General features: G+C 69.2%; 23 protein-coding genes. 4 read left to right on the top strand and 19 right to left on the bottom strand.

The window, feature by feature from the left end; translation table 11 throughout:
- Position 1: 1 nt before the first annotated feature.
- The 14 genes from ACIA8L_RS51005 to ACIA8L_RS50940 all read right to left on the bottom strand — a co-directional run bounded on the left by ACIA8L_RS51005 (position 2) and on the right by ACIA8L_RS50940 (position 13,768).
- Positions 2-820, bottom strand: a complete 819-nt coding sequence (locus tag ACIA8L_RS51005; protein WP_395916713.1) for a phytanoyl-CoA dioxygenase family protein — start codon at positions 818-820, stop codon at positions 2-4.
- A 50-nt stretch (positions 821-870) separates the two neighbouring features.
- Positions 871-1,554 carry an FMN-binding negative transcriptional regulator gene (locus ACIA8L_RS51000; RefSeq protein ID WP_395916712.1) on the bottom strand — a complete coding sequence of 228 codons (684 nt, stop codon included), beginning with the start codon at positions 1,552-1,554 and terminating at the stop codon, positions 871-873.
- A 2-nt stretch (positions 1,555-1,556) separates the two neighbouring features.
- A complete protein-coding gene (locus ACIA8L_RS50995) occupies positions 1,557-3,362 on the bottom strand; it encodes a gamma-glutamyltransferase family protein (protein WP_395916711.1) in 1,806 nt (601 codons plus the stop codon).
- Positions 3,359-3,769 carry a cupin domain-containing protein gene (locus tag ACIA8L_RS50990; protein ID WP_395916709.1) on the bottom strand — a complete coding sequence of 137 codons (411 nt, stop codon included), beginning with the start codon at positions 3,767-3,769 and terminating at the stop codon, positions 3,359-3,361. Before ACIA8L_RS50990 ends, ACIA8L_RS50995 begins: the two co-directional genes overlap by 4 nt.
- 36 nt (positions 3,770-3,805) lie before the next feature.
- Positions 3,806-4,597 carry a class I SAM-dependent methyltransferase gene (locus ACIA8L_RS50985; RefSeq protein ID WP_395916707.1) on the bottom strand — a complete coding sequence of 264 codons (792 nt, stop codon included), beginning with the start codon at positions 4,595-4,597 and terminating at the stop codon, positions 3,806-3,808.
- Positions 4,598-4,826: 229 nt separating this feature from the next.
- Positions 4,827-5,813 (bottom strand): hypothetical protein, encoded by a 987-nt coding sequence (locus tag ACIA8L_RS50980; RefSeq protein ID WP_395916705.1) that lies wholly within the window; start codon positions 5,811-5,813, stop codon positions 4,827-4,829.
- Positions 5,800-6,345, bottom strand: a complete 546-nt coding sequence (locus ACIA8L_RS50975) for a VOC family protein (protein WP_395916703.1) — start codon at positions 6,343-6,345, stop codon at positions 5,800-5,802. The genes ACIA8L_RS50980 and ACIA8L_RS50975 overlap by 14 nt, the downstream gene beginning before the upstream one ends.
- Positions 6,346-6,404: 59 nt before the next feature.
- Positions 6,405-7,268: an aspartyl/asparaginyl beta-hydroxylase domain-containing protein gene (locus ACIA8L_RS50970; RefSeq protein ID WP_395916701.1), complete on the bottom strand. Its 864-nt coding sequence runs from the start codon at positions 7,266-7,268 to the stop codon at positions 6,405-6,407.
- A gap of 75 nt (positions 7,269-7,343) precedes the next feature.
- On the bottom strand, positions 7,344-8,234 hold the full coding sequence (locus ACIA8L_RS50965) for an LLM class flavin-dependent oxidoreductase (protein ID WP_395916700.1): 891 nt from the start codon (positions 8,232-8,234) through the stop codon (positions 7,344-7,346).
- 10 nt (positions 8,235-8,244) lie between these two features.
- The gene (locus ACIA8L_RS50960; RefSeq protein ID WP_395916698.1) at positions 8,245-10,596 is read right to left on the bottom strand and encodes an amino acid adenylation domain-containing protein; all 2,352 of its coding nucleotides are present in this window, start codon (positions 10,594-10,596) and stop codon (positions 8,245-8,247) included.
- Positions 10,593-11,522: a hypothetical protein gene (locus tag ACIA8L_RS50955; RefSeq protein WP_395916696.1), complete on the bottom strand. Its 930-nt coding sequence runs from the start codon at positions 11,520-11,522 to the stop codon at positions 10,593-10,595. The genes ACIA8L_RS50960 and ACIA8L_RS50955 overlap by 4 nt, the downstream gene beginning before the upstream one ends.
- A gap of 55 nt (positions 11,523-11,577) precedes the next feature.
- The gene (locus tag ACIA8L_RS50950; RefSeq protein ID WP_395916695.1) at positions 11,578-11,859 is read right to left on the bottom strand and encodes a hypothetical protein; all 282 of its coding nucleotides are present in this window, start codon (positions 11,857-11,859) and stop codon (positions 11,578-11,580) included.
- The gene (locus tag ACIA8L_RS50945) at positions 11,849-12,778 is read right to left on the bottom strand and encodes a chlorinating enzyme (RefSeq protein WP_395916693.1); all 930 of its coding nucleotides are present in this window, start codon (positions 12,776-12,778) and stop codon (positions 11,849-11,851) included. Before ACIA8L_RS50945 ends, ACIA8L_RS50950 begins: the two co-directional genes overlap by 11 nt.
- A gap of 225 nt (positions 12,779-13,003) precedes the next feature.
- Positions 13,004-13,768, bottom strand: a complete 765-nt coding sequence (locus ACIA8L_RS50940) for a response regulator transcription factor (RefSeq protein WP_395916691.1) — start codon at positions 13,766-13,768, stop codon at positions 13,004-13,006.
- Between the two features lie 211 nt (positions 13,769-13,979).
- Between ACIA8L_RS50940 and ACIA8L_RS50935 the strand changes: the two genes are divergently transcribed.
- Positions 13,980-15,065: a branched-chain amino acid aminotransferase gene (locus ACIA8L_RS50935; RefSeq protein WP_395916690.1), complete on the top strand. Its 1,086-nt coding sequence runs from the start codon at positions 13,980-13,982 to the stop codon at positions 15,063-15,065.
- A gap of 448 nt (positions 15,066-15,513) precedes the next feature.
- Here ACIA8L_RS50935 and ACIA8L_RS50930 read toward each other — a convergent pair whose 3' ends face one another.
- On the bottom strand, positions 15,514-16,524 hold the full coding sequence (locus tag ACIA8L_RS50930; protein WP_395916688.1) for a fatty acid desaturase: 1,011 nt from the start codon (positions 16,522-16,524) through the stop codon (positions 15,514-15,516).
- Between the two features lie 17 nt (positions 16,525-16,541).
- On the bottom strand, positions 16,542-17,333 hold the full coding sequence (locus ACIA8L_RS50925) for a thioesterase II family protein (protein ID WP_395916686.1): 792 nt from the start codon (positions 17,331-17,333) through the stop codon (positions 16,542-16,544).
- A gap of 81 nt (positions 17,334-17,414) precedes the next feature.
- On the opposite strand from ACIA8L_RS50925, the gene ACIA8L_RS50920 reads away from it, so the two are divergent.
- Together ACIA8L_RS50920 and ACIA8L_RS50915 are read left to right on the top strand one after the other, a co-directional pair.
- Positions 17,415-18,170: a leucyl/phenylalanyl-tRNA--protein transferase gene (locus tag ACIA8L_RS50920; RefSeq protein ID WP_395916684.1), complete on the top strand. Its 756-nt coding sequence runs from the start codon at positions 17,415-17,417 to the stop codon at positions 18,168-18,170.
- A gap of 269 nt (positions 18,171-18,439) precedes the next feature.
- Positions 18,440-19,312 carry a ParB N-terminal domain-containing protein gene (locus tag ACIA8L_RS50915; protein ID WP_395916682.1) on the top strand — a complete coding sequence of 291 codons (873 nt, stop codon included), beginning with the start codon at positions 18,440-18,442 and terminating at the stop codon, positions 19,310-19,312.
- Between the two features lie 65 nt (positions 19,313-19,377).
- Here ACIA8L_RS50915 and ACIA8L_RS50910 read toward each other — a convergent pair whose 3' ends face one another.
- Genes ACIA8L_RS50910 through ACIA8L_RS50900 form a run of 3 tightly spaced genes read right to left on the bottom strand, consistent with a single transcriptional unit; the run spans position 19,378 to position 24,247 of the window.
- The gene (locus tag ACIA8L_RS50910; protein ID WP_395916680.1) at positions 19,378-22,704 is read right to left on the bottom strand and encodes an amino acid adenylation domain-containing protein; all 3,327 of its coding nucleotides are present in this window, start codon (positions 22,702-22,704) and stop codon (positions 19,378-19,380) included.
- Positions 22,705-22,740: 36 nt separating this feature from the next.
- A complete protein-coding gene (locus ACIA8L_RS50905) occupies positions 22,741-22,932 on the bottom strand; it encodes an MbtH family protein (RefSeq protein WP_395916678.1) in 192 nt (63 codons plus the stop codon).
- Positions 22,933-22,960: 28 nt separating this feature from the next.
- Positions 22,961-24,247, bottom strand: coding sequence for a cation:proton antiporter (locus ACIA8L_RS50900; protein WP_395916677.1), 1,287 nt, complete (start codon positions 24,245-24,247; stop codon positions 22,961-22,963).
- Positions 24,248-24,425: 178 nt separating this feature from the next.
- On the opposite strand from ACIA8L_RS50900, the gene ACIA8L_RS50895 reads away from it, so the two are divergent.
- Positions 24,426-26,243 (top strand): hypothetical protein, encoded by a 1,818-nt coding sequence (locus ACIA8L_RS50895; RefSeq protein WP_395916675.1) that lies wholly within the window; start codon positions 24,426-24,428, stop codon positions 26,241-26,243.
- The last annotated feature ends 37 nt before the right edge of the window (positions 26,244-26,280 follow it).

The raw sequence follows: 26,280 nt of genomic DNA, 5'->3' as shown, positions 1-26,280 counted from the left end.
CCTACTCGACCTTGAGGAAGGGGAAGCCGTTGAGGTTCTCGCGGTACATCCGGTTGTGCCCGTACCTGTCCTCGCCGGACACCATGACGCATCCGTGGTGGTCGAGGTCGATCGAGTCGCCGTAGACCCGCACGGACGGCGAGACGTAGCGCGACGCCAGCCCCACGCGCCTGGCGGCACTCGTGTTGGCGTGCGAGGCGTGGACGCACGTGGCCAGGAAGATGACGAACTGGCCGGCCTTCAGCTCCAGGTCGACGATCTCGTGACTGTTCGGATCCCAGTCGCTGTCGAGCTTGAGCTCCGCGTAGTCGTAGCCGTTGTGGGACTTGTTCTCCACGTTGTAGGACTGCTTGTGGCTGCCGGGCAGGAAGCGTAGGCAGCCGTGCTCCTTGTCCGTCTCGGAGAAGGCCGTCCAGACGAACAGCTCCTGCGTGGCGGCCGTCGACTCCTCGGTGTACGCAGGGAATGCCTCGACCTGGTGCCAGCCCGTTCCCGAGGTGCCGGGCTCCTTCTCGAAGATGTGCGTCTTCCAGCACATGATGTCGTCGCCCATGAGGCTGCGAAGCTTGTGGACGATCGCCGGCTGGGCAATGTCCCGCGACAACGTGTCGCAGTCCAGGTGCCGGTCGCAGGTGATGGTGGTCGAGTCCTGCGGCTTGTTCGCCGACGTGACCATCTCGGTCATGGCCTGGCTCCAGACCAGCGGAGCCTCTTGCTCGGCATAGAGGTCGAACGGCCCGAGGAACCCGTTCGCATTGAAGGACTCCACCTGTTCGGCCGTCAACCCTCGGATCGCCGGGTCGCTCGTGCTTTCCGCCACCTTGACCCCCTTCGTTCTTGGATCATCGGTATCTGGTGCGGTGGGGCAGGTCAGAAGGGGCAGGAGGACTCGGTGCCGTCCGGCGACCCGGCGGAGCCGCCCATCCCGGCCTCCCGCATCAGCCGGGCGATCGGCCAGCCCGCGCCGCTGGGATCCGCCTCGTAGCGGCGGATCACCGACTCCTGCACGTCCGCCGGCTTCTCCTGGCTGAGTTTGAACAGCGCCTCCACCGACTCGATCGTCAGCCGGAAGGCACCGACGCCGTGCACGATCCGGCGGAAGTAGTCGACCGAGGCGGTCTGGTCCCAGCCCGCGCCGAAGCGATCCTCCAGGCGAGCGGCCGTCCACCGGACGACCTCAAGTGTCTCCTCCCGCCCGCGGATCAACCGGAGGCGGCCGCAGACGTGCACGGCCGCGAAGTTCCACGTTGGCGCGGAGGGGTCGCCGGGGTAGACGGCCGGCGTGACGAAGCCGCCCGGCCCGTCGAACATCAGCCGGGCGTACGTGCCGTCCGTGAGCGCCTTCCAGTGCGGGTTGGCGCGGTTGAGGTGGCCGAGGATCTCGGTGCCGGCCAGCGGGCCGGACTCGGATTCACCCGGTGCGACCAGGGCCGGCAGACGGGTGGCCAGGGGAACGGTCGTCCCGTTCGTGGTGAGCGTCGCGAGCGGGTGGCCGTCGATGATCCGGCGGTGCCAGTCCTCGTCCTTGATCCGGTAGTGGCTCGGCACGAACATGGCTACCGGCACACACCGTAGGCCTGGCGGCCGCGCGGGCCGGTCGCGGCCCGAAGGAAGCCGGTATCCGGGTCGACACCTGCGGCGCAGACCTTGCCGAGGGTGGACGCCGGCACCACGTCGAGCCGGTGGCCCTTCCGCTCCAGGCCGGCGAGCACCTCGGGCCCGAGCGAGCGCTCCGCGACCAACACGCCCGGCCGGGAGGCGCGCGGCGCGAACGACTGCGCGAAGTGGTCGATGTTGACGGCGGGGAGCTCGGTCGCGGCCTGCGGTTCCAGCCCGAACTCCGCGATCGCGAGGAACGCCTGGAGCGTCCACTGGTCCTGCTGGTCACCGCCCGGCGTGCCGAACGCCAGGAACGGCTCGCCGTTGCGCAGCACGATACTGGGGCTCAGCGTCGTACGCGGACGCCGGCCGGGCGCCAGCGAGTTCGGGTGGCCGTCGACGAGCCAGGCGGTCTGGCCGCGGGTGCCGAGCGGGAAGCCGAGATCGGGGATCACGGGTGAGCTCTTGAGCCAGCCGCCGCTGGGCACGGCCACGGCCAGGTTTCCCCACCGGTCCGCGACCGCGACGGTGCAGGTGTTCCCGGCGCCGGCCGGCGGCGCCCCGGCGGTCACGGTGGGTATGCCGCTGCGCAGCTGGGTCATCCAGTCCGGCTCGTCGGCGCCCGGCTGCTCCGGTTTGGCCTGCGGGATCCAGGGCTGGCCGGGCCCCACCAGGCCGGGTTGGGGGTCGAGGGCCGCCCGGTCGCCGATCAGCGAGCGCCGCCGCGCTGTGTACTCCGGCGCCAGGAGCTCGGCCATCGGCACCGGTGTGTGCGCCGGATCCCCGTACCAGGCCTCGCGGTCGGCGAACGCGAGCTTGGCCGCCTCCGCGAGGGTGTGGACGTAGTCGACGGTGCCGAGCCCCATGCCGCGCAGGTCGCAGCCGGACAGGATCGCCAGCTGCTGGAGAAAGACCGGGCCCTGCGACCACGGCCCCGGCTTGTAGACGGTGAAGTCGCCGTACGGCAGCGCGCACGGTTCCTCGACGGCAGGCCGCCAGGCCGCCAGGTCGTCGCCGGTGAGCAGGCCGCGGTGCCGGCCGCCGGTGGAGTCGAGCACCTCGGTGGTGCGCGCGAAGCTGTCGATCGCATCGGCGACGAAGCCCTCGTAGAAGGCCGCCCGGGCCGCCTCGAGCTGGGCCTCCCGGTCGGTCGACGCGGCCCGCGCCTCGCGCAGCAGCCGCTCGTAGGTGCCGGCCAGCGCGGCGTTGCGCATCCGGGCGCCGGCCGCCGGTACCGCGTCGCCGGGCAGGTAGGTGCGCGCGGACGCGGTCCACTCCGTCCGGAACAGCGGAGCCATCGCCGCGACCGTCGCCGCGGCGCCGGGCAGCAGCGGGTAGCCGCCGGAGGCGTACCCGATCGCCGGTTCCAGGACGGTGGCCAGTGGCATCGTGCCGAACTCGGCGAGCAGGCGCATCCAGGCGCCGAACGCGCCCGGCACGGTCGCGGGGAGCAGGCCCGCCGCGGGCATCTGCTCGATGCCGAGCGCGCCGAACCGCTCGATGGTCGCCGCCTGCGGCATCGGGCCCTGTCCGCAGATGACGCGTACCACGCCGGCCGAGCGCGGGTAGACCGAGATCACGACGTCGCCGCCGGGCCCGTTCGAGTGCGGCTCGATCACCTGGAGGGCGAAGCCGGCGGCCGCCGCCGCGTCGAAGGCGTTGCCACCCCGGTCGAGGATGCTCATGCCGACGGCGGACGCCAACCAGTGCGTGGAGGCCACGGCGCCGGAGGTACCGGTGAGCTGGGGTCGCAGGACGGTCATCGCTGGGCTGACCCGGTCAGCAGCAAGCCCAGGCAATACGTGCCCGGTTCGGCCTTGCGGGTGACGAAGTGGTGCACCGTACCGGCCGGGATGAAGAACGTCGCCGGCGAGGTCAGCGTGTGGTGGCGTCCGTCGGCGACCACCTCGATCACGCCACCGCCCGGATTCGGTGACAGCAGCAGATAGATCTCGGGACACTCGTGGGTATGCGGAGCGGCCACCGGCTTTCCCACCTTGTCGCTGAGCTCGCCGCCGGCCAGCTCCAAGCACAGCCCGCCGTACATGTCGTCGGTCAGGTAGAACGGCGTCGGTGCGTAATGTCCGGGAATCTCACGGAACAGCGGAAGATCCATTCGGGAGGCCGGAGCGGCGGCCGCGACTGCGGAGCTTGCGGAAGGGACGTCCATGGGTGTTCCTCCGGATACGGCGGCGTCGATGACGGATCAGGCTGGGGTCAGGTGGAAGATGAAGCTGAACGCGGGAAGTTCGATGAGCCGCTGATCAGCGAGATGCCAGCCGCTCTCATCGATCACCGAGTACCACTCGTCGAGCGTGGGCAGGTACTGGTCCATGATCGCGTGCACGGTCTCGAAGCCGACCGTGAACATGGGCAGGTCCGGGCCTTCGACGCCGACGGACCGACAGGTGTCGCCGAGGAGGAGGTTCCGCGCGTTGGGGAAGGTCTCTCGGAGCTTCTGCAGTGTCTTCACGCAGTTGTCCCGAGGCCAGAAGTCGTGCCCCATGAGGAAACAGGTGACCAGTTCGGCGTCGGCGTACTCCGGCCTCGGCGACATGTTCAGCACATCATCCCGGAGCAGCGTGATCCGGTCCGTCAGGTTCGCATCCCGGATCGCTTCTCCCGCGACCGCCAACGCCCCCGGGGCGATATCGACGCCGATGGCCCGGATCGCGGGTCGCCGCTCGGCCAACATGATGATCCGATCGCCGCTGCCACAGCCGAGATCGGCGACGGTCGTGTAGTCGATACCGTCGAGGAGATCCCGCAGCGGCGGGTCGAAGAAATTGCGGGCGATGCTCCGGCAGGCCACGCTGATCGCCCGCGAATCGCGGCGCATCTGGCGGTCGGAGCGTTCATCGGTGCGAACCAGGGTGGTGAGATTGGTGAAGAGCTCGCCACAGCCCCTGGTCAGCCAGTAGAAGAAGCCCCTGGTGCGGAACGCCTCGTCGAATCCCGGTCCGCGTCGGGCCAGGTCCGTCCCGGCGTCGACGACCACGATCCTGCGGCTGGACAGCGCGACAAGGATCCGGCGAACCGCCTGCGGGTGGGTGCGGGTGCGGGCGGTGAACTCGGGTACATCGACAGCGTCCCGGTCGGCGAGCTCGTCCAACAAGCCGATGTCCCAGGCCGCGCCGAGAGCGGCTGCGGCCACGGCACCGTTGAAGGTATCCGCACAGTATCGTGCTTCCTTGGACAGGTGGGTTGTCGCGGCGGTCATGTCTTCCTCAACTTTCGCATCGTGGAGCTGGTCCGGACCGTTCTCGATGGTGGGTCTGGGTGGCCGGCGCGCTCACGAGGCTCAGGATCTCCAGGACGCAGTCCGTCAGTCCCGCCTTGCGTCGCATCACCTCCGGGGTCCGCAGGCGGGGCGGTTCCTCGTGCGCGCTCGGCGCGAAGGAGGGGTACAGGCCGTTCGCGGTGACGTCGAGAAAGATGGCGTGCAGTCGGCGGATCAGCTGGCTGGCGACAGCGAGCTGGGAGACGGCCGCCGCCCGGCTGGTCAGGAAGATGCCGTCGTACAGCCACATCAAGGTGTCCCGGGAGATCTGCTGCCGGCCCTTCGGTTTGGGACTCTGCAGCAAGGACACCTCTCCCGAGGACAGGACCTTGTCCGGGATTCCCTCGTGAACCTGCTCGTTGACTTCGCACTCGTGGCGCAGGGCTTCCGCCACGGTGCCGGAGCCGATCGTCACCTTGCCCCGGATCAGCGGCCGGACCGCTGCATAGTCGCGGGCCCAGGCGCCGGTGAGATTGACGTGCTGGCGGGCCATCGGCATCCGGATGACCGGTCCGTAGATGTGCCGGGGGGCGGAGCTTCCGTACATCAGCATCAGCGAATAGCCGCACACCAGCAATCGCGCCTGCGTGGCGAGCTCCTCGTGGTCGACCCGCTCGGCCTCGCTCTCCCGCAGGATGGCCCCGAGCATCTGCCACAGCAGGAAGGTGGTCTGGTGGGCGGTGATCCACCGGAACCAGAACAGACGATCGATGTCCTCGGTACTGTCCGGACGCAGGTCGCGGATCGAGGCGGGTGACGCGTGCGCCAGCCGTTCCCGCAGGTCCTCGATCCGCATCGGGTCCACGGACATCGTTCCGGGTACCCATCGGGAGGGCAGCGCCAGCGGCTCGAGCCCGTAAGGATGACCGCCGAACTCCCATACCGCACCGGACGGGAGGCTGGTGACGACGGCCGGTGCCTCAAGCAGGTGCATCGGCGGCATCCGTTCCCTCGGAGGCATCCGGAAGGTAGGTGAATTCGAGCTCCAGGCCGTTCACGTCGTACGCGTAGAAGCTCTGCATGCCCTGACCGTCGATGTCGATCTCGGTGGCCGGCTCGGCGCGAGCGAAGGTGAAGCGGCCCGATTCGTACAGCTCCCGATACCGGCCGAGCCACAGTCGCAGCTGTTCCGGCGTGTCGACCCGGATGCACAGGTGCTGGAACTGGTTCACCTCGCCGGCCGGCGGCCCGTGCGTGCCGCGGTCACGGGTGAACAGGTGCAGGCGGATGTCGCCCACGGCCACCTCGACCACGCGGGTCAGGCCGGGGAGCCGCCGCCGGCTCAGGTCGGAGAAGCCGCCGCTCATCTCCCAGGAGACCGTGCCGCCGAGAAACTCCCGGTACCAGAGGACGGCATTCTCCAGGTCCATCGTCTGGATGCCCACGTGGTCGATCGCCCCGGTCAGCGGAACCGGGCGGGCCGAGGGCTTGCCCGGCGCGGCCACGTCAGATGTGGTTGGGGCCAAGGTTCTTTCCTGTCTTCGGAGGAGTTCCGCAGTTCTCGGGCCGCCGGCGGCTCGCGTGGTTATGCGTAGGGGGACCGTTCGATGGTGAAATAGCGACGCAGCTCCTCGATGTGCCGGAGGATTTCGGTGTCCTCGCAAGCGCGCGCGATGTCAGTCATCGTGCTCCACACGAAGTCGTCGCCACCGTCGTACCGGTAATGTTTTTTGATGACGATGCTGAATATCTCGTCGACCGTTTCCATTGTCATGACGTCGGCGAGCCGCAATAGGCTGGCGCGGTCGGCATCGGTGATCGGTGGCCGTTTGACGATCCGGTCCTCCGGAATGCCGGCGTCGGCGCCGTGGCCAGGGATCGTGATCAATGGCTTTGCGGACGGCGCGTGCACGAAGTCGAGCATGAGGTGGATCCGCGCCTCGGTGGAGAGCACCGCCAGCGAGTGGATCACTGAGGCGTCGAGGAACCAGATCTCGCCCCGGCGCATCTGGTACACGGTGTTGCCCTCGCTGAAGAAGCAGTTCTCGTTGGTGGCGAGGGGGATGTGCGCCCGGTGGGCGTTGCGGGTGTCGTCCGGGATGTCGCTGAGCTCGAGCAGGTCCCGGTGCGGCAGGGCCACGCTGTTCTGCACCTTCGCCAGCCGCACGAAGTTCAGCCGATCCAGATCGACAACCGTGCTGATCAGTTCGCGGAGATAAGGAAGCTGGTTGCCGTACTCCGTGAACGCGCCGGGCCGGTGGTGATCGTATTTGGTGACCACTCCGTCACCATCGGCTCCGCCCGGGGTCCAGAGCATGCAGCTCTTATAGGCGCCGCGGGAAAGGTAGTCGCTGTGCGCTTCGGACCACGGGAGTGAATCGCTGTGCTCGAGGTCTTTGGCGAGGCGGACGTCATCGAGTGGGGTGTCCGCTACATAGTGGGTTCGCATCGGATCACGCAATCCCTCTCAGCCGAATTCGGGGCTCCTCCGGTACGCTAGGCGACTCCCGCTTTGGTACGCAGGTCACGTGTTCCGGTGACGATCCAGATCCTCGGCCACTTTCTCCAGGATCTCCACGTTTCCCGAATAGGGTTCGCTGGGCCGGGGCCAATGCACGACGATATCTGTAATGCCGGCTTCGGCGAATCGGCCCGCCGCATCGGAGAACGCCGTCGGCGACTCGAGAACACCGCCCACGGACGGGCCGCAGACCAGCAACCGGGCCACCGTGGCCGGGTCGCGGCCGACCTCCACGCAGGCCTTCTCGAGCGCCTCCACCTGCCGGCGGACGATGGGGAGCGCCTGTTCGTACGGCGCGCTCTCGACCCGGTTGGGCTCGCCCGTCGTCACCCAGTACGAGCCGTACTCGGCCGCCAAGCGCATTCCGCGGGCCCCGCCGGCGGCGACGGCGAACGGGACGCGGGGCCGCTGCTGGCACAGCGGGTACGAATGAACCTCGTCGGCGACGTAGTAGCGGCCGTCGAAGGTAGTGACCGGCTGCCGCAGGAGCGAGTCGGTGAGCCGCACGTATTCCGCGAACCGCTCGGTCCGCTCCCGCCGGCTCCACGCGGTCCGGCGGGTCATGGTGGCGTCGAAGCCCTCGGCACCGGCGCCGAGACCGAGGATGAGGCGGCCGCCGGAGATGTCCTCGATGGCGGCGACTTCCTTGGCCAGGTACACCGGATGTCGCAGGTTGGGCGAGGCGACCAGGACGCCCAGCCCGATCCGTTCGGTCTCCATGGCCGCCGCGGTCAGCGTCGGGACGAAGGTGAACCAGTCCTTCGCGCGGAACGCCCGCCAGTTCAGGTGGTCATAGGTCCACGCGTGATCGAACCCCATCTGCTCGGCCCGGCGCCACTTCACGCGCGCCGTCTGCCAACGGTCCTCCGGGACGATCTGGATCCCGAATCTCATGTGTTGTCCTTCATCCGGCCAACCCGGATCTCGTCTCGGGTCGGCGCCCTCCGTCGCGGATCGTCGCGGCCACGTCGCGCAACGTCCCGTCGAGGAGTTTCGTCACGTCGGGCGCGGTTCGCAGGATCGCCTGGCACTCGTCGCGCAGCCGGAGCGTGAGGATCGAGTGGCCGCCGAGCTCGACGAACGTGTCCAGGACGCTGATCTGCGACCGCCCCAGGACCCGCCGGTAGATCTCGACGAGGGTGGCTTCCAGCTCGTCGGCGGGGGGCACGACCGTACGCTCGGGCTCGGTCGACGCCTGCCAGATCTTGATCAGCTCGTCGTGGTCCAGCTTTCCGTTCACCGTCGCCGGAAGACGGTCCACGGGCACGACCTGCGCGGGCCGCATCTGGCGGGGCAGTCCGGCCGCGAGTCCGAGGAGCGCCGCGGGGTCCAGGTCGGCGGTGGTGCGCCCGCCGGCGGGGACGACGAAGGCGAGCAGGAGGGGCGGCGGCCCGTGGGCGATCACCGCGCAGTCGCCGACCGTGGGGTGAGCGGCCAGTACCGCCTCGACCTCACCGGGTTCGATCCGCAGGCCACGGATCTTGACCTGCCGGTCGATCCGGCCGAGGTGCTCCAGCGCGCCGTCCTCGCGAAGCCGACAGAGGTCACCGGTGCGGTACATCCGCGACCCCGGCGGCCCGTGGGGATCCGCGACGAACCGCTCCGCGGTCCTGCCCGGCTGCCGCCAGTAGCCGTCCGCCAGGCCGACAACACCGCTGATGTACACCTCCCCGGGTGTGCCGACCGGGACAAGATCGAGGTTGGTGTCCAGGACGGTTGCCCGGAAGTTGTCCGCGGGCCGGCCGACCGGAACGACGACGCCGTCCCAGCCGGGCTCGATGACGTTGTCGGTGACCGAACCGGCCTCGGTGGGACCGAAGGCGTTGACGAGGGTGCTGCCGGGCAGCGCGGCGTGGAAGGCCGCCGGGATCCGCGGGCTCATCGACTCGCCGCCGCACACCAACCACCGCAGCGCGTGGGCCCCGACCCGAGACATCTCGTCCAGGAAAGCCGGCACCAGCGTCGTCACCAGGAAGATCATCGACACGTCGTGGTCCCGGATGAGCCCGGCGAGGTGCCGCGGGTCGCGCTCGCCGCCGGGCCGGCAGATCACCAACCGCGCCCCGTGGTAGAGCGGCCAGAAGATCTCCCAGATGTGCACGTCGAACCCGGTGTAGGTCTTGTACAGGGCCGTATCGCCGGGATGGTACGGGTACTGGCGCTGCATCCAGAAGACGTTGGCCAGGGTGCCGGCCGTGCGGGAGGCCACGCCCTTGGGGCGGCCGGTCGTCCCCGACGTGTAGAGGATGTGGACCGGCTCGGAGGCCACGTCACCCGGGCCGCCGTCGAGATCCGGATTCGTCGCGGGCCGGCCGGACCATGTGCGCTCCGCGTGGACGTCGTGGATCTCCCACGCGCCGCCGGGCAGGCGAGCGCGGCAGGCCGGGTCGGTCAGCACGTGGCTTGGCGCCGAGTCCGCCAGCATCAGGGCGATGCGCTGGTCCGGCAGGTCGGCGTCCAGGGGAACGTAGGTGGCGCCGGTCTTGGCCGCGGCGTAGAACGCGACAACCTGGTGGATGCCGCGCTGGAGAAAGACGCCTATCCGAGTACCCGGGCGGGCACCGCACGCGCGCAGGTGGTGAGCCATCCGGTTCGCGCGCTCGTTCAGCTCCCGGTAGCTGACCGTGTCCCCGTTCTCGTCCTGCAACGCGACCGAGTCCGGGGTTCGCTCCGCCTGCGCCTGGAACGGTTCGGCCATCGTGCGGTATCGGATATCCGGGTCGCGCTGTGGGTTGAGGCCGTGCAGGATCCGCTCGCGTTCCTCGGCGCCGACCAGCGGATGGTCGCGCATCGGCCGATCGGGTTCGTTCGCCATGCTGGTCAGCAGTTGCAGGAAGGAGCGCGCCCAGGCCTGCGCGGTGGGCAGGTCGGACGAGTCCGTCATGGTCTCGACGTACAGCTGCTGGCCGGCCCGGTCGAGCAGGATCGTCACGACAACCGGTGCGTCGTCGCCCCCCGGTCCGGGCACGATGGTGTACCGCGGCCGGCGGGCCTGCCGGAGCGCCTCGCGGAAGTTCAGGGACAGGGCCGGGGCGCCGGTCGCCCCAACGATCGCCTCGACCGGCCCCCGGGTGACCAGGATGCGGCAATGGGTTCCCGGGCGTGGCAGCCGCTCGGCCAGTACACCGGCGCAGAGGGACAGCGGGTCGAAGTTGTCCACGCCGGCCGCCCGGGCGAGGGAGTGCAGGGTTTCCAGCACGCCGTCCGGTAGGGCGATCGGTCCGATGCAATCCGTTGTGGACAGATACCCCCTCACTGCGCGCTTCCTTCGAAGAGTCCGCAGGCGTAGAACCCCGGCGCCAGGGACTGCGCCATATACGTCTGTCCGGGCTGAATGCCGAACCGCTCGTGATAATCGGCCAGGTTGATCATCCAGTCGGCGTTTCCACAGTGTCCGTAGGCGGCGAGCGTGTCGGCGAAGTGCAGGGTGTCCGGCAGCAGACCGACGGATGTCGCGTTGAACAGCGTCAGCGGCTTGTGCAGGTTGGCCGCGAACACCTTGGATATCTGTGCCTGCTGCCGGCCACCGGCCCGGAGCACCGCGGACAGCGTCCGTTCGGCGACGACCTGGCGCGAGACGAACGTGTCGCGGCCGCGCAATCCCTCCGGGTCGATCTTTACCGCGGACGAGACCAGTCGCACGAGTCCCGGCCGGCGGGACAGCAGGCAGCTCGCGGCCGCGTCACCGAACATCGCGTAGGGGAGCACCCGGTCGCGGTCGTGCGGCACGAAGTCCACGGCGACGACCACCACGTGGGTCGCCTCCGGATCGGCCAACAGCCGCTGACCGTGCCGAAGCGCGGTCAGCGAGCTGCAGCACCGCTGATAGGAAATGACATGAGGGACGCAGTTGTCCATTCCCAAGGCGAGTAGCACTCGGCCCGCGAAGTCGGACGGCAACAGAGCCAAGGTCGGGTCGCTGGTTGCGAACACAAGGTGGTCGATGTCCGCGGCGGCGACGCCGGCGTCCCGGAGGGTTCGGCGCACGGCGTCCACGACATAGTCTTCGACCGGCCCGGACATTTTCCGGTACGTCGTACATCCCATCTCATGGAAGTCGGTGCCGAACGACACGGTCTCCCAGAGGGCCTCGAAATCAGGGATGTTCTCCGGCTTGCCTTCCACATCGCCGAAGGTGCACGTGAATGAGCCGATGCCGATGTCGTCGTGATCCGAGATCATGGTTCCCTTCGATCGGCAGAGGGTTGGGATTGCCGGGTCCGGCGGGGTGGCGACGTCAGGGCCGAGCCGGTTCGACGCCGATCGCGTCGATCTCTTGGAGGACGGAGACGATGTCGTCGATGTCGTTGAGCCGGGGGACCCATTCCGCGCGGACTGTGATGGTGCCGTCGGTGTATTTCTTGATGTAGTTCATCAGCACGATGATCATGTTCAGCGAGCTGATGCCCAGTTCCTGCCGCGATTGCGCCCGGACGATCTGCTCGTGGGTGAGACCGTCGCCGACAGGTTGCGTCGCGAGGATTTCGGCGAACCTCTGCCGGTGGTCGTCAGTGGCCATCGGACTCGACCTTCGGGAAGGGGAAGCCGTTGAGGTTCTCCGAGTACATCCGGTTGTGCCCGTACTTGTCGTCGCCGGAGACCAGGACGCATCCGTGGTAGTCGAGGTCGATCGAGTCGCCGAACCCGCTGAGACGGTCGATGTGCTCGTAGACCCGCACGGACGGCGAGACGTAACGCGACGCCAACCCCACGCGCCTGGTGGCACTCGTGTTGGGGCGCGAGCCGTGGACGCACTTGGCCAGGAAGATGACGAACTGGCCGGGCTTCAGCTCCATGTCGACGATCTCGTGACTGTTCGGATCCCAGTCCTTGTCGAGCTTGAGCTCCGCGTAGTCGTAGCCGAAGAAGTCGTGGGCCTTGTTCTCCACGTTGTACGTCATCGGCTTGTTCTCGTCGTAGTACCACTGTTTGTGGCTGCCGGGCAGGAAGCGTAGGCAGCCGTGCTCCTTGTCCGCCTCGGAGAAGGCGGTCCAGACGGTCAGCTCCTGCGTGGCGGCCGTGGATTCCTCGGTGTAGCGCAGGGAGGGATACGAGACGGTTTCCGCCTCGTTGTACACAGTGAATGCCTCGACCTGGTGCCAGCCCGTTCCCGAGTCGCCGGGCTCCTTCTCGAAGATGTGCGTCTTCCAGCACATGATGTCTTCGCCCATGAGGCTCCGCAGCTTGTGGACGATCGCCGGCTGGGCGATATGCCGGGACAGCGCTTCACAGTCGAGATGGCGGTCGTAATTGATGATGGTCGAGTCGTGCGGCTTGTTCTCGGACGTGACCATATCGATCATGGCCTGGCTCCAGACCAGCGGAGCCTCTTCCTCGGAGTAGAGGTCGAAGGGGCCGATGAATCCGTTCTCCGTGAAGAACTGGACTTGTTCGGCCGTCAGACCCTGGGTCACCTTTTGGACAACGCTTTCAGTCACCGTGATTCCTCCTCGTAATGACCGTGATCGCTGGTCGGACGTGTCTGACCTCAGCCGACGCGTTAGCCACACCGTAGGGTTCGGCGGCTGGGCCGTCTTGTCACCGGAACCAGGGTCGAGCCGTCGCCCCCGGGATGGATTCGGTGCGCGTCACCGGCGGCGTCATGCAACCTCCCTGATGAGCGACACGGTCTCCGGCTGTTGAGGCAACCGGGTGTTTCGGCTCTAGGCGGCCGGTCGGCCGAGCAGCGCGGCCCGGGTGAGTTCCGCCTTGTTGCCAACGCCGAGCTTGGCCCGGATGCGCTTGACATAGGTGTCGACCGTATGCGGGCTGATGTACAACCGGGTGGCGATCTGACTGTGGGTCAGGCCGCGGGAGATCTGCCGCAGCACCTGCGCCTCGCGCTTGGACAGGTTGTAGCCCGATATGTCGGCGTCCAGCGCGGTGGACTCGCCACCGGACTCGGTCGGCCAGACGCGGCTTCCGGACGTCACCGCCCGGATCGCGCCGATGATGCCTTCGCAGGACTCCATTTTGCTCACGACGCCCAACGCTCCGGCCCGTAAGTACGTCTCGGCCTCGATGCAGTCCGAGTTGCCGAGGACCAGGACCGCCGCGCTCTTGGCCACCTCGGTGATATGCGTCAGGTCGTGGGGTATCCGAAGCGCGTCAACGTCGATCACAGCTGCGTCCGCGAGGCAGGACGCGTCCACTGTGGGCGAGGTTCGCATGGCGACGACCTTGATGCCGGCCTTGGTCAGCGTGTCGACCAGGCCGATGACAAAGATGGGTGAATTAGCGAGAATGTCGGTGCGGATCATTTCGCCCCCCGGTTTGCGATTCGTCCATATTCGACGACTGGATCTCTGCGCCGGTCGCTGCCGGCGCAGCCGCCGGCAGCCGTCCTCTTGGTCGGTCAGCACCTCCTTCCGTCGTCCATGGTGGCACCGGCGCACGGCCAATGCAGTGAAGTGATCAAAGACGGCCAATGTAGGAGTTGATCAAAGATGGCCAATGCGGTGAGTTGATCAAAGGTACGTGCCGACGCTAGCAAAGCGAATCAACCGGACGCTTGTCGCTGCTTTCGGGGACCAGCCAAAGCGAGACCGCACGGTGTCACGGCATTGGCGGCGGCCGAAGCGAACGGTATGCTTCCGGCCAGGCAAGATCGCACCTTGGCACATCCCGGGGGTGAAGCTCATGAGCAGCCTTGAGTTCGCAACTCGACCGAACGCCACCCCCGTCGCCGTGGCCGAACGGGAGGCGCTGCTGGCGAACCTGGGCTTCGGGCGGACCTTCACCGACCACATGGTGTCGATCAGTTATGCCGACGGCAAGGGCTGGTACGACGCCCGACTCGAGCCCTATGCCCCGCTTTCGATGGACCCGGCCACCGCGGTGTTGCACTACGCCCAGTCCGTCTTCGAGGGGCTGAAGGCATACCGCGCGCCCGACGGCGGGGTCGTGATGTTCCGCCCCGACGCCAACGCCGCGCGGTTCGCCAGGTCCGCCGAGCGCATGGCGATGCCGCCGCTGCCGCCGGAGCTGTTCGTGCATTCGCTGCGAGTGCTCATCGAGCAGGACCGGGATTGGGTTCCGGGCAGCGGGGAGTCCAGCCTCTACCTGCGGCCGATCCAGTACGCCTCCGAGGTGTACCTGGGGGTGCGGCCGGCGTTGGAGTACCGGTTCCTGGTGCTGGCCTCGCCGGTCGGCTCGATCTTCGCCGGTGGGGCCAAGCCGTGCTCGATCTGGCTGGAGCGGGAGTACAACCGGTCGGGCCCCGGCGGCACCGGTGCGGCCAAATGCGGGGGCAACTACGCCTCCAGTCTGCTGGCCCAGGCTGAGGCCATGCGGCACGGCTGCGAGCAGGTGGTCTTCCTCGACGCCACGGAGCACCGGCACTTCGAGGAGTTCGGCGGCATGAATGTCTTCTTCGTGCTCGGGGACACGCTGGTCACCCCGCCTCTGACCGACACGATCCTGCCGGGTATCACCCGGGACTCGGTCATCACCCTGGCCCGGCACCGCGGGCTCACCGTCCAGGAGCGGTTGTACTCGATCGACGAGTTCCGGTCCGACGCCGCGAGCGGTGCGCTGACGGAGATGTTCGGCTGCGGTACGGCGGCAGTGATCACGCCGATCGCCCGGCTGCTGTCCGCTGATGGCGAGATCGTCGTGGGTGACGGTGGGTCGGGGCGGGTGACGATGTCGCTGCGCTCCGCCCTGCTGGATATCCAGTACTGCCGGGCCGAGGACGAGTTCGGCTGGGTCCAGCGCATCGTCTGACCCCACGCCGCCGGCGACGGTCATGTGACGAAGTCCGGCTGCTGCGCGCGATCGAGGCCGAGCTGGCCGAACACGCCACCGCCCGTGAAGACGCCTGACGGTGGGCCGATCCCGGACGCCACGCCCGGACCCTGCGGTGGACCGTCCCGGCGAACGTCCGCGCCCGCCGCCGGTCAGGAAAGACGCAGGTGGGGAAGGCCCCTCAGCAAGTCCACGCGGGACATGTCAGGTCAGACGCGTGAAGCGCCGACAAGCGAGGCGACCTTCCCCACCAGCGATCCTCTAACCAACACAACCCAGGTCAAGCCAGGCTTGACATCAGATCCCCGATTGGGAATCAGGTGGGGAGTTTCCGGGCGGCGGGGATACCGTGGCCGGGGGGTGGTACGCAGCAGCCAGCTCGATCGGCGTGGCGCCCCGGCCGTGTAGACCACGACGACTGGGCTGGTCATGTGTGGGCGAGCGCGGGACCGGTGTGGTCCCGCCGCGGGGGCAGCGATCGGTAGATCTGCTCCAGGCCACCCAGGGCGCCGCCGAGCCGGGGCAGGGCCGCGTACACCGGGTCGCGGCGCAGGATCGCGTCGACCTCGCGCAGCCGCCACATCGGCGTCCGGGGGTACAGGTGGTGGACCAGGTGGAAGCCTTCGCCGTCCTTCTCACCCAGCAGGAACCGGGTGCCCAGTCCGTAGACCCGGTTCCAGGACATGTAGATGTCCATCCGGGGGGCCGTCTCGATGAGCGGAAAGTGCTCCATCAGCTCCGACACCGCGCCGACCCACACCTGCGTGGTGACGAGCGGCACGAACCAGAGCAGCAGCAACCAGGGCCACCAGCCGCCCAGGACGGCCCAGGCGAGCACCGCCGCCAGCAGGGTCACCCGGAGCACCCGCTCGGCCGGGTGCTCGCTGGCTGTCATGATGCGGTGCCGCAGCAGGTACAGCACGTACGAGGCGGTCGCCCGGGGCGTTATGACGCGCCACAGGTACCGGCGCAGCGCCCGGCGGCTCAGGTCGTCCCCGCACAGCCCGTTGTCCCGGTACTGACGGTAGTCCGGGTCCCGCTCCGGGTCACCCAGTCGGCCGTGGTGCTCGCCGAGATGTGAGGCCCGGTAGCCGGTGTAGCTCTGCAGCACGGGATATCCGCCGAGGACCGCCCCGATCACGCTGCCGACCCGATGGTTGGCCATGAACGCCCGGTGCGTGGCCATGTGCAGCATGCCGGCGATGCCCCGCTGCCGGCCGCCGATGAAGAATATCGCCACGATGCACACCGGTACCCCCAGCCACCAGGGGGTGTGCCGCCACGCCAGCACCGACGCCGCGCACCAGACGGCGATCCAGGTCCAATGCTCGACGGCCTCCAGCACGCCGTGCCAGTTGTCCGGTCGGGACGCCGCCCGGACCGCGGCGAGGATGTCCGGCGCGAAGCGGTACCGCTCGGCGAGACCCGAATCGGCCACGGTTCTTCCTCCTTCGCTCACAGGCGTCTAACTGAGGCATTTCCCCAATTAGACATCCGGGTCAGGATGTCGGCGACCAGCTCGGCCTCCCGGGGCTGGAGGTAGAAGTGATCGCCGTCGAAGCGCCGCCAGGCGGCCCGGCCGGAGGTCAGCTCGCCCCAGGAGGCCAGCTGGGCAGGCACGTCGGCGGTACCGTCGCTGCCCGCGTAGGCGACGATCGGGCAACGCAGCCGCGCCGGATCGCGGCGGCGGTAGGACAGCACCGCCCGGAAGTCGGCCAGCAGCGCCGGCAGCACGAGCTCGCGCAGCTCCGGGTGCTCGAACACCATCGGATCGGTCCAGCCGGACGCCCGGATCTCCGCCTCGATGATCGCGTCGTCGAGCACCTCCCGGGGCGGCCGGAACCGGTGCGGGGCGAGCGTGCCGGAGACGAACAGGCCCGCCGGACCCGGCCCGGCGCCGGCCTCCAGCCGGGCCGCGACCTCGTAGGCGACCAGGCCGCCCATGCTGTGCCCGAACAGGTACAGCGGCCGGTCGGCGTAGGGGGCCAGCGCCGCAACGAGCGCGTCGGCGATCTCCTGGACGGACCGCGCGCAGGGCTCGGCCAGCCGGTCCTGCCGGCCGGGGTACTGCACGGCGATCAGCTCGATCCGGGCCGGCAACCGGGCGGCCCAGGAAGCGTACGCGCTGGCGGTGCCGCCGGCGTGCGGCAGGCAGACCAGACGGGTCGCCGGGTCGTGGCAGGGACGCGGCCGGCGCAGCCACCGCGCCGATGCCTCGAAGGTGCTCTCTGTCGAGGGTGCGGTCATGAGGGGTCCCGTCGGTCGGTGGTCGGGGGCCAGAATCGACATGTGTTTCGCTGCGAGGGATGCGTGTGGGACGGTCTTGCGATGGATAGTGCCCCGGGCGATGCGCCGGCCGCGATCGGTGGCCGCCTCGACCCGGCGACCGTGCTCGCCGGCTACCGGCACGGCGCCTTTCCGATGCCGGCGGTATCCGCGGCCGAGACCGAGGTGAACCACTTCCTGTACGAGGATTCGGTGGCGGCCGGGACGACCGCGGTGCTCGACTCGCCGCTCCCCGATCCGTTCGCGTTGACCTGGTGGTCACCGGACCCGCGCCCGGTCGTCCCGTACGGGCGGCTCGCCAAGCCACGCAGCCTGATGAGGCTGTTGCGCAACCGGCTGCGCTGGACCACCACCGCGAACCAGCACTTCGACCGGGTGCTCGCCGAGTGCCGCGCGAACCGCACTCCCGAGTGGCTCACCGACGAGCTGTGCGGGTGCATGGTGGAGCTGCACAAGCTGGGTTGGGCCCACAGCGTCGAGGTCTGGGACGGCGACGAGCTGGTAGGGGGCGCCGTCGGTATCGGCGTCGGCACGGTATTCACCCTGGACACCTGCTTCCACCGGCAGACCAACGCCTCGAAGGTGGCGCTGCTCGACATGGAGTGCCGGCTGGCCGGCACCGGTGTGACGCTGCTGGACGTCGAGTGGGACAGCGAGCCGAGCAGGCGGCTCAATGCCGGGCCAGTGCCGCGCCGGGAGTTCTTCGCCGCCCTGTCGCGCGGCGCCGATCCGGTGCCGCTGGCCGGCGGCGTGGAGGAGGTACGCCGCCTGGGCTTCCTGGGCACGCCCGCCGAGTGAGTCGTTGACCCCAAAATAGGTGAATCCCGTACGTCCGGCCGCAAGGTCAGGATGAGTGAAGGCCGTGCCTTCGCTCGCCGGCCGTGGCCGTGACAACGAACGGGGGCTCCCCAGTGTCGGTCAACACCTCTCGATCCCCAGGCGAACCCCGATCGTCCACCGATGGCCAGAGGTCCGCCGAGCCGGTCCCGGCCCGGGACAACGCCGTTGTACGGCTGCCGATCTCCGCGGTCCGCGACGCCGACTCGCCGCGCTCCGCGGGCGTGGACATGGCTCACGCGAGATCGCTGGCGCAGACGGAAGCGAGCCTGCCACCGATCGTGGTGCACCGCAGGACGATGCGGGTGATCGACGGGGCGCACCGGCTCACCGCCGCCCGGCTGCGCGGCGAGCGGGAGATCTCCGCGAAGCTGTTCGACGGCGACGACAACGAGGCGTTCCTGCTCGCCGTCCGGCTCAACGTGTCACACGGCATGCCCCTCTCGATGGCCGATCGGCGTGCGGCGGCCGTGCGGATCATCCGCGCCCAGCCGCGGCTGTCGGACCGGGCGATCGCCCTCACCGCCGGTCTGGCGGCGAAGACCATCGGATCGCTGCGCCGCGAGATCGACGGCCCGCCGGTACAGGCGCGGATCGGCCGGGACGGCCGGGTCCGGCCGATCAACGGCGCGGCCGGGCGGGGGATCGCGGCCGAGCTGATCGCCAGCCACCCGGACGCGACCCTGCGCCAGATCGCGAAGGACGCCGGCATCTCCGTGGAGACCGCGCGGAGCGTCCGAGCGCGCCTGCGGGCCGGCGAAGACCCGGTACTGGACCGGCGGACCCGGCCGGACCGCGCCGACCGGGCGGAGGACCGGCAGATGACCGTGAAACTGCCGGAGGCGGACCCCTCCGACGAGCTGCGGTCGCTGCTCAAGACCATGCAGCGCGATCCGTCGCTGTGCTACACCGAGTCCGGCCGGATGCTGCTGCGCTGGCTCGGTCCGCGGGTGCTGCTGACCGACGAGATCCCGCTCCCGCTGCGCCATATCCCGCCGCACTCCCGGATCAACCTCGGCGCGCTGGCGAGAGCCTGTGCGGCGGCCTGGATCCAGCTCGCCATGGGGCTCGAGGACGACCAGGCGAGCGGTCAGCACGGCTGATCACGTCCATCGCCGGCGCCCGGTGTCCGATGGGACCCGGCCGGGCTCGCGTATGCCCGAGCCGCTCATCGCTCTTCGGCGTCGCTCAGGCGGCCGGCGAGGGCGGCCACCGTCGGCGCCTCGAAGAGGGCGCGCAGGGCGACCGTGCGCCCGACAATCTCGCTGAGCCGGGTGACGACGGTGACCGCCAGCAGCGAATGCCCGCCCAGTTCGAAGAAGTTGTCGCGTCGCCCGACCCGGGGCACGGCCAGCACCTCGGCCCAGATCGCGGCGATGTGCTCCTCCATCGGCGTGCTCGGCGACTCGTACTGGGCCGCCCCGGCCCACTCCGGCCCGTCGTACAGCTGCGGCAGCAACCGCCGGCTCAGCTTCCCGCTGGGCGTACGCGGCAGCTCGGTCACCGGCTGGTAGGCGGCCGGCACCATGTAGTCGGGCAGGCGGTCGGCGAGGAAGGCGCGGAGTTCGGCGCCGGTCGGCGGGGCGTCCGAGTCCGGCACGACATAGGCGACCAGGCGTACGTCGCCGGCGCCGTGGCGGTGGGCGGAGACGGCGCACTCCCGCACGCCCGGGCCGCCGGTGAGCACCGCCTCGATCTCGGCGACCTCCACCCGGAACCCGCGGATCTTTACCTGGTCGTCGAGGCGGCCGATGAACTCCAGCTGGCCGACGGCGTTCCAGCGGACTCGGTCGCCGGTGCGGTACATCCGGGCACCCGTGCCGAACGGGTCGGGCAGGAACCGCTCCGCCGTCATCTCCGGGCGACCGAGGTAGCCGCGGGCCAGCGCGAGGCCGCCGACGAACAGTTCGCCGGCGACGCCGGGCGGCACCAGCCGCAGCTCGGCGTCGAGCACGTACGCTCGCACGTTGTCGAAGGGCCGGCCGATGGGCGGCAGCTCCGGCCACGTCGTCGGATCGGGGTCGAGCTGGTGGGAGGTGGCCAGGTGCACCTCGATCGGTCCGTACTGGTTGTACAGGGTGCAGGCGGGCATCTGTTCGAAGAAGGTTCGAATCGCCGGGGTGGCCTGGAGCTGCTCGCCGGCCGTGAGCACCGCACGCAGCGACCGCGGGATCCGGTCCAGGCGCACGGCCAGTTCGGCCAACCCCCGCAGGGCCACGAACGGCATGAATATCCGCTCGATCCGCTGCTCGGAGATCACGTCGAGCAGCCGTTCGAAGTCGTGTCGGACCTCCTCGCTGACCAGGACGAGCGTGTCGCCGACCGACAGCGTGGTCACCATCTCCTGGTAGAAGATGTCGAAGCTGAGCGCGGCCCACTGCAGCGTGCGTCCGCGTCCGCCGGGGCCCTGGCGCTGCTGCCACTGTGCCTGGTTGTGCAGGGCCCGGTGTGACATGGCCACGCCCTTGGGCCGGCCAGTGGACCCCGAGGTGTAGAGCACCCAGGCAATGTTGGCCGGGTCGGCCAGGTTGGGCGGTCCGGTCGCGTCGCACGGTGTACCGAACACGTCGAGCGCCAGCACCGGCTCCGGATCGGCGGCCCTGTCCGGTCCGTCCTGATCGCGGATCAGCAGTCGCGGTGCCGCGTCCTCGACGATCAGCTGCTGGCGGGCCATCGGGTAGGTCGGGTCGATCGGCACACAGGCTCCGCCGGCCTTGAGCACCGCCAGGTTGGCGACCACCAGGTCCAGCGATCGGTGTAGCGCGATGCCGACCCGTTCGTCGGGGCCGACGCCCAGCTCGCGCAGGTGTCGGGCCAGGGCGTTCGCTCGCTGGTCCAACTCGCGGTAGGTCAGCGCCCGGCCCTCGAACACCACCGCGGTGGCGTCCGGCGCGGCGGCGACCTGCCGCTCGATCACCTGGTGCAGGCAGCTGCCGTCGTCGAACCGGTTGGCGGTGTCGTTCCAGACCTCAAGGACCTCGTGCCGCTGCCCGGCGGACATCAGCGGCAGGTCGTCGATCGACACGTCGGGTGCGGCGACGACCGCGGTGAGGAGGTTGATCAGGTAGCCGGCCAGGCGCTGCACGGTGGAGCGATCGAACAGCGCGGTCCGGTACGCCATGCCGACGGACATGTCCCCCGCCTCGGTCTCCGAGACCGAGAGCGTGAGGTCGAACATCGCCTTCGGCTCGCCCGGCTCGATCGGCGTGACGGTCAGCCCGTCGAGGAGGTCGAACGGCTCTGCCGCCAGGTAGGTGAACAGCACCTGGAAAAGCGGATGTACCGCCAGGTCCCGCTGCGGCCGGAGCTCGGCCACCAGCCGGTCGAACGGCACGTGCCGGTGCTCCAGGGCCTCGACCAGCCGAGGCCGAAGCTGGCCGAGCAGCCCGGTGAAGGTCGGCTGCCCGGCCAGGTCGGCCCGCAGCACCACCGGGTTGACGAAGTGGCCGATGTTGGCGGCGACGTCGGGGTGCGCCCGCCCGTCGGCGATCATCCCGATGTTGACGTCGGTCTGCCCGCTCCACCGGTACAGCAGCGTGTGAAACGCCACGAGCAGCACCATGAACAGCGTGGTGTCCTCGCGCCGGGCCAGCCGGCGCAGCCCGTCGGCCACCTCGGCGGGCACCGGCACCTCGACCATGCCGCCGGCGAGGTCGGCGACCGCCGTCCGGGGCCGGTCCGTCGGCAGGTCGAAGACGTGCGGCGCGTCGGCCAGCCGCTCCTTCCAGTAGTCCAGATGCCGCTCCGCCACGGCACCATCCCGGCCGTGCTGCCACAGTGCGTAGTCGGCGTTCTGCATGGTCAGCTCGGGCAGCGGGGACGGGATCCCGGTCCGGTACGCCGCGTAGAGCGTGCGCAGCTCGTGGAAGAGGTGGGCGTACGAAGACCCGTCGATCACCAGGTGGTAGGAGCGGAAAACCAGCACGTGCTCGGCCGGGCCGAAGCGGATCAGCTCGGTGCGGAAGTTACGCGCCACGGAGATGTCGAACCGGTACTCCGCGTACATCCGCTTTCGGTCGTCCAACCACCGGTCCTGCTCGGCGACGGACAGGCCGGACACGTCCAGGACGGTGAAGCGGGGGTCGCCGGCCGGCTCCACCACCTGTACCCCGATCCCGTCGCGCGCGGGAAACGCGGTCCGCAGGATCTCGTGTCGCCGCATGATCTCCGTGATGGCCGAACGCAGGGCCGCCACGTCCAGATCACCAGCGATGCGGTGCAGGGACGTCTGGTTGTACGCCGGCCCCAGCAGGCCCATCTGATCGAGGAACCACATGCCCTGCTGGTGCTCGGACAGCGGAATGCTGTCCGGCCGGGCCGCCGGCGCCGGGTCGGCGCGTATCGCGGAGATCAGCTCGTCGCGCCGCTCACGGAGCACCGCCAGCCGCTCGCCGTCCAGTGCGCCGGCCGGCCGGTATCGCAGCCGGCCGTCCTGCAGCCACAGCTGGATGCCGGCCAAGCGCAGTTCCTCCAGGAGATCGGAGATCGCACGCACGGGCTGTCCCTTCTCTGCGGGCGGCGCGGGGTCCGCTCAGCGCACGCTGAGCGGACGCAGGTCGGTCCAGTGCTGCTCGACGTAGTCCAGACACGCCTGCCGGCTGTCCTCGCCGTACACGGTCCGCCAGCCGGCGGGAACCGCCCGGCGGCTCGGCCACAGCGAGTGCTGCTCCTCGTCGTTGACGAGCACCAGGAATCGGCCCTCCGGGTCGTCGAACGGGTTCATGTATCGACCTCCTCCGCAACGAACGGATTCATGGCATCGACTCCCTTTCCAGCAATGGTGTGACCGGCCGGGACTCGCGCTCCCGGGTCGCCTGCTTCGGGTAGACGAAGGACAGCAGCAGGCCCGGCATCAACGTGGTGACCAATGCCATGACGACCATCAGCGAGTACAGCCGCTGGTCGAGCAGGCCGAGTTGAAGGCCGACCGCCAGCACGATCAGCTCCGTGAGCCCGCGAGTGTTGATCAGCAGGGCGAGCCCGAAGCTGTGCCGGACGGACACCCGGCACAGCCGAGCGGTCCCGAAGACGCCGGCCATCTTGCCGCCGATGGCGACCAGCAGGATCAACAGCAGCAGGCCCACCTCCCGCCAGTCCATCCCGGACAGGTTGACCGCGAAACCGGCGACCACGAAGAACAGGGGCAGCAACACCACTCGGTCGATGCGCTCGATCCACGGCAGCACGTACGCGCGCAGGGCCGCCGCGCCCGTCCGGGGCATGACCGCACCGAGCAGGAAGGCGCCGAAGATCTCGTGCAGCCCCATCCACGAGGTCGCCGCGCACGACAGCACCAGGGCGGCGGCGATCGCGATCGCCAGTCCGGCATCGAGGCTCACCCTGGCCGCCCGGCTCCGTACCGGGGTCCGGGGGGTGCGCTCCGCCAGCTTGGCCAGCAGCGGTCGCACCACCCCGACGAGGATCGCCACGAAGGGCAGGACCAGCAGCACCTGCCACGGCAGCGTGCTTCCGTGCGCGAGGGCGACCAGGACCGTGAGCATCGACCAGGCGAGGACGTCACCGACCGCGGCCGTAGCGAGCGCCAACCCGCCGATGGGAGTGTCGATCAGGTCGCGGTCGGTCAGGATCCGGGCCAGGACGGGGAACGCGGTGACCGACATCGCCGTACCGACGAAGAGGCAGAAGAGCACCGCGGCCCGGCCGGACCGGTCGCCGACGATGCCGATCGCGAACAGGGTGCCGAGCACGAACGGCACGACCATCGAGCCGAGCGACAGCGCGACGGCGATTCGGCCCTGCCCGCGCAGGCCGCCGTCGGCCAGGTGCAGCCCCACGAGGAAGATGAAGACGCAGATCCCGACGGTGGCCAGCATCTTGAGCGCCGGGCGGATGTCGGTCGGGAACAGCTCACGGGTGATCGCGCCGTGGAACAGGGTCGGACCGAGCAGGATGCCACCGACGATCTCGCCGATCACCTCCGGCTGCCCGAACCGCCGGCACAAAAGCCCGAGCAGCCGGGCCACCACAATGATCACGAGAATGGCGCAGACGAGCGTTGCGAGCGTACCGATGTCCACGCGTCCGTCTCCCGATTCGCCCTCTGTTTGAGACGGACCTTAGGCCGCGCCACGCGGGGCATCGCAGTCACGTGAACCGGCGACGGGACAGCCCGGGGCCGCCGACGGCATCCTTCCGTTGGACGGCACGCGTCGTTGGACGGCACGCGTGGTCGGGAGGCACACATGGGAGGCGCACATGACCGGCACGGATGTGGTCCAGGGCGAGGGCTTCGTCTGGCGCGCTCGGGAGCCTGACGGGCACCTGCCGTCCGTCTCGTACGGGGTGACGCTGGTGGGTAAGGCCACGGTCACCAACCCGTCGGGTGCGGGCCTCGCGCGTCACATCGCGGACGTGGCTGCCTACGGCGACTACGCGTTCCTCACGGTCTACCGGCATCCGACGTGTGTGCGGACCGGCGCCTACGTCATGAACATCAGCGACCCGAAAGCGCCCTTCGAGGCCGAGGGCGCGTTCATCGAGACCACGAATGGCAACTACGTCGGCGAGGGTCCGTGCGTGATCGAGATCGCCAACGAGTACTTCAGTGGTGCGCTGTTCATCCACCCCCACGAACACTACATCCTGGCCGATGCACCCGATCCGACCGAGCCGCGCCAGCGGGGTGGCATCAGCATTTGGGACGTTTCCGACCCAGAGCACGCCCAGCTCCTCGCCGCCCACGCCGGCGACTACACGGATTCGCACAATGAGCCGGCGGACCAGGCCCTGGCGGCGTACTACACCTGCGCCTGGACGGACAGCTCCACCAGCCGCACCTACGTCAGTCTCGTCACCGACAAGCCCACCACCGACATCGTCATCATGGAGATCACTGATCCCCGTAACCCGGTGATGGTCAACGCCCTTGACCTGAGGATTGCACCGTTCCATGTGACCGGAGACCCTTCGAAGGGCCTCATCTCGGTGTTCGGGCACGCCGTCGACGTACGCCGGGTCGGCGACCGGTACGTCATGACCGCGACGTACTGGGACGGCGGGTACGTGCTGCTCGACGTCACCGACCCGACGCCGGGCAACGTCTCGCTGATTGCCCGGACCGAGTACGCCGAATTCGACGAGGAGCGGGCCAAGCGCGGGCAACAGATCTGGCCGGAGGGCAACGCCAACCATCACGACCTCTCGCCCGACGCCGAGTATCTGGTGGGCGCCGACGAGAACATCGAAGCCTATCGCCTTTTCGGCACGATCACATCGGGCCCGCACGCCGGCACCGAGTACGTCGCGGCCTGGAGCTCGGGTTCGGCACCGGTCAATGCCGAGCACCCCATCTCCGGTACGCCCACCTTTGTCGGCTCCGGCTGCCCCGGCACCGTGGCGCCCGGGCGCGGGATCGCGCTCATCGAGCGTGACGCCTCGATCCTGACCGGCGGGTCGGCCCCGGGATGCGCGTTCCAGGAGAAGCTGGATGCCATCACCGCGGCCGGCTACAGCGCGGGCATCATCTTCAACCACCAGGGGCCGGACGCTATGCAGCAGTTCCCCACGGCGGCCAGGGGAACGATCCCGCTGATGTTCGTCAACCGCCTGACGGGTCTGCGGCTTCTCGGCGTGCCCGACGTAACCGAGGAGACCGCCGGCCACACCCCGACACCGGCCAATCCAGAGATCTGCGCGACCGATGTCAAGTCGGAGTTCGTAGGCTGGGGCTACCTGCGGCTGTACAAGACGGACATCCCGGGCAGCGGCACCGGCTCGGTCACCCAGATCGACACGTACGCCATCCCCGAGTCACAGGACCCGAGGTACGGCACCGGCTTCGGCGACTTCTCGGCGTCGCACGTGGCGATCGACCCCGATCGCCGGCTGGTGTACGCGACCTTCTTCGCCGGTGGCCTCCGGGTGCTGAGCTACGGCAGCGATGGCCTGCGGGAGGTCGGCGCCTTCCGCGAGCCCGGCATCGACTTCTGGGGCGTCAAAGTCCACAAGATCGGTGAGAAGAACTACGTCCTGGTCTCCGACCGGAACTTCGGCCTCTACATCTTCGACTTCTGATCACGCGCTGAGTGTCGTCATCCAAATCTGAGGAGCC

Source organism: Dactylosporangium sp. NPDC051541, from assembly GCF_044454505.1.
Taxonomy (GTDB): Bacteria; Actinomycetota; Actinomycetes; order Mycobacteriales; family Micromonosporaceae; genus Dactylosporangium.
Note: the sequence above shows the minus strand (reverse complement) of the source record. Positions and strands in the feature narration are given on the sequence as shown.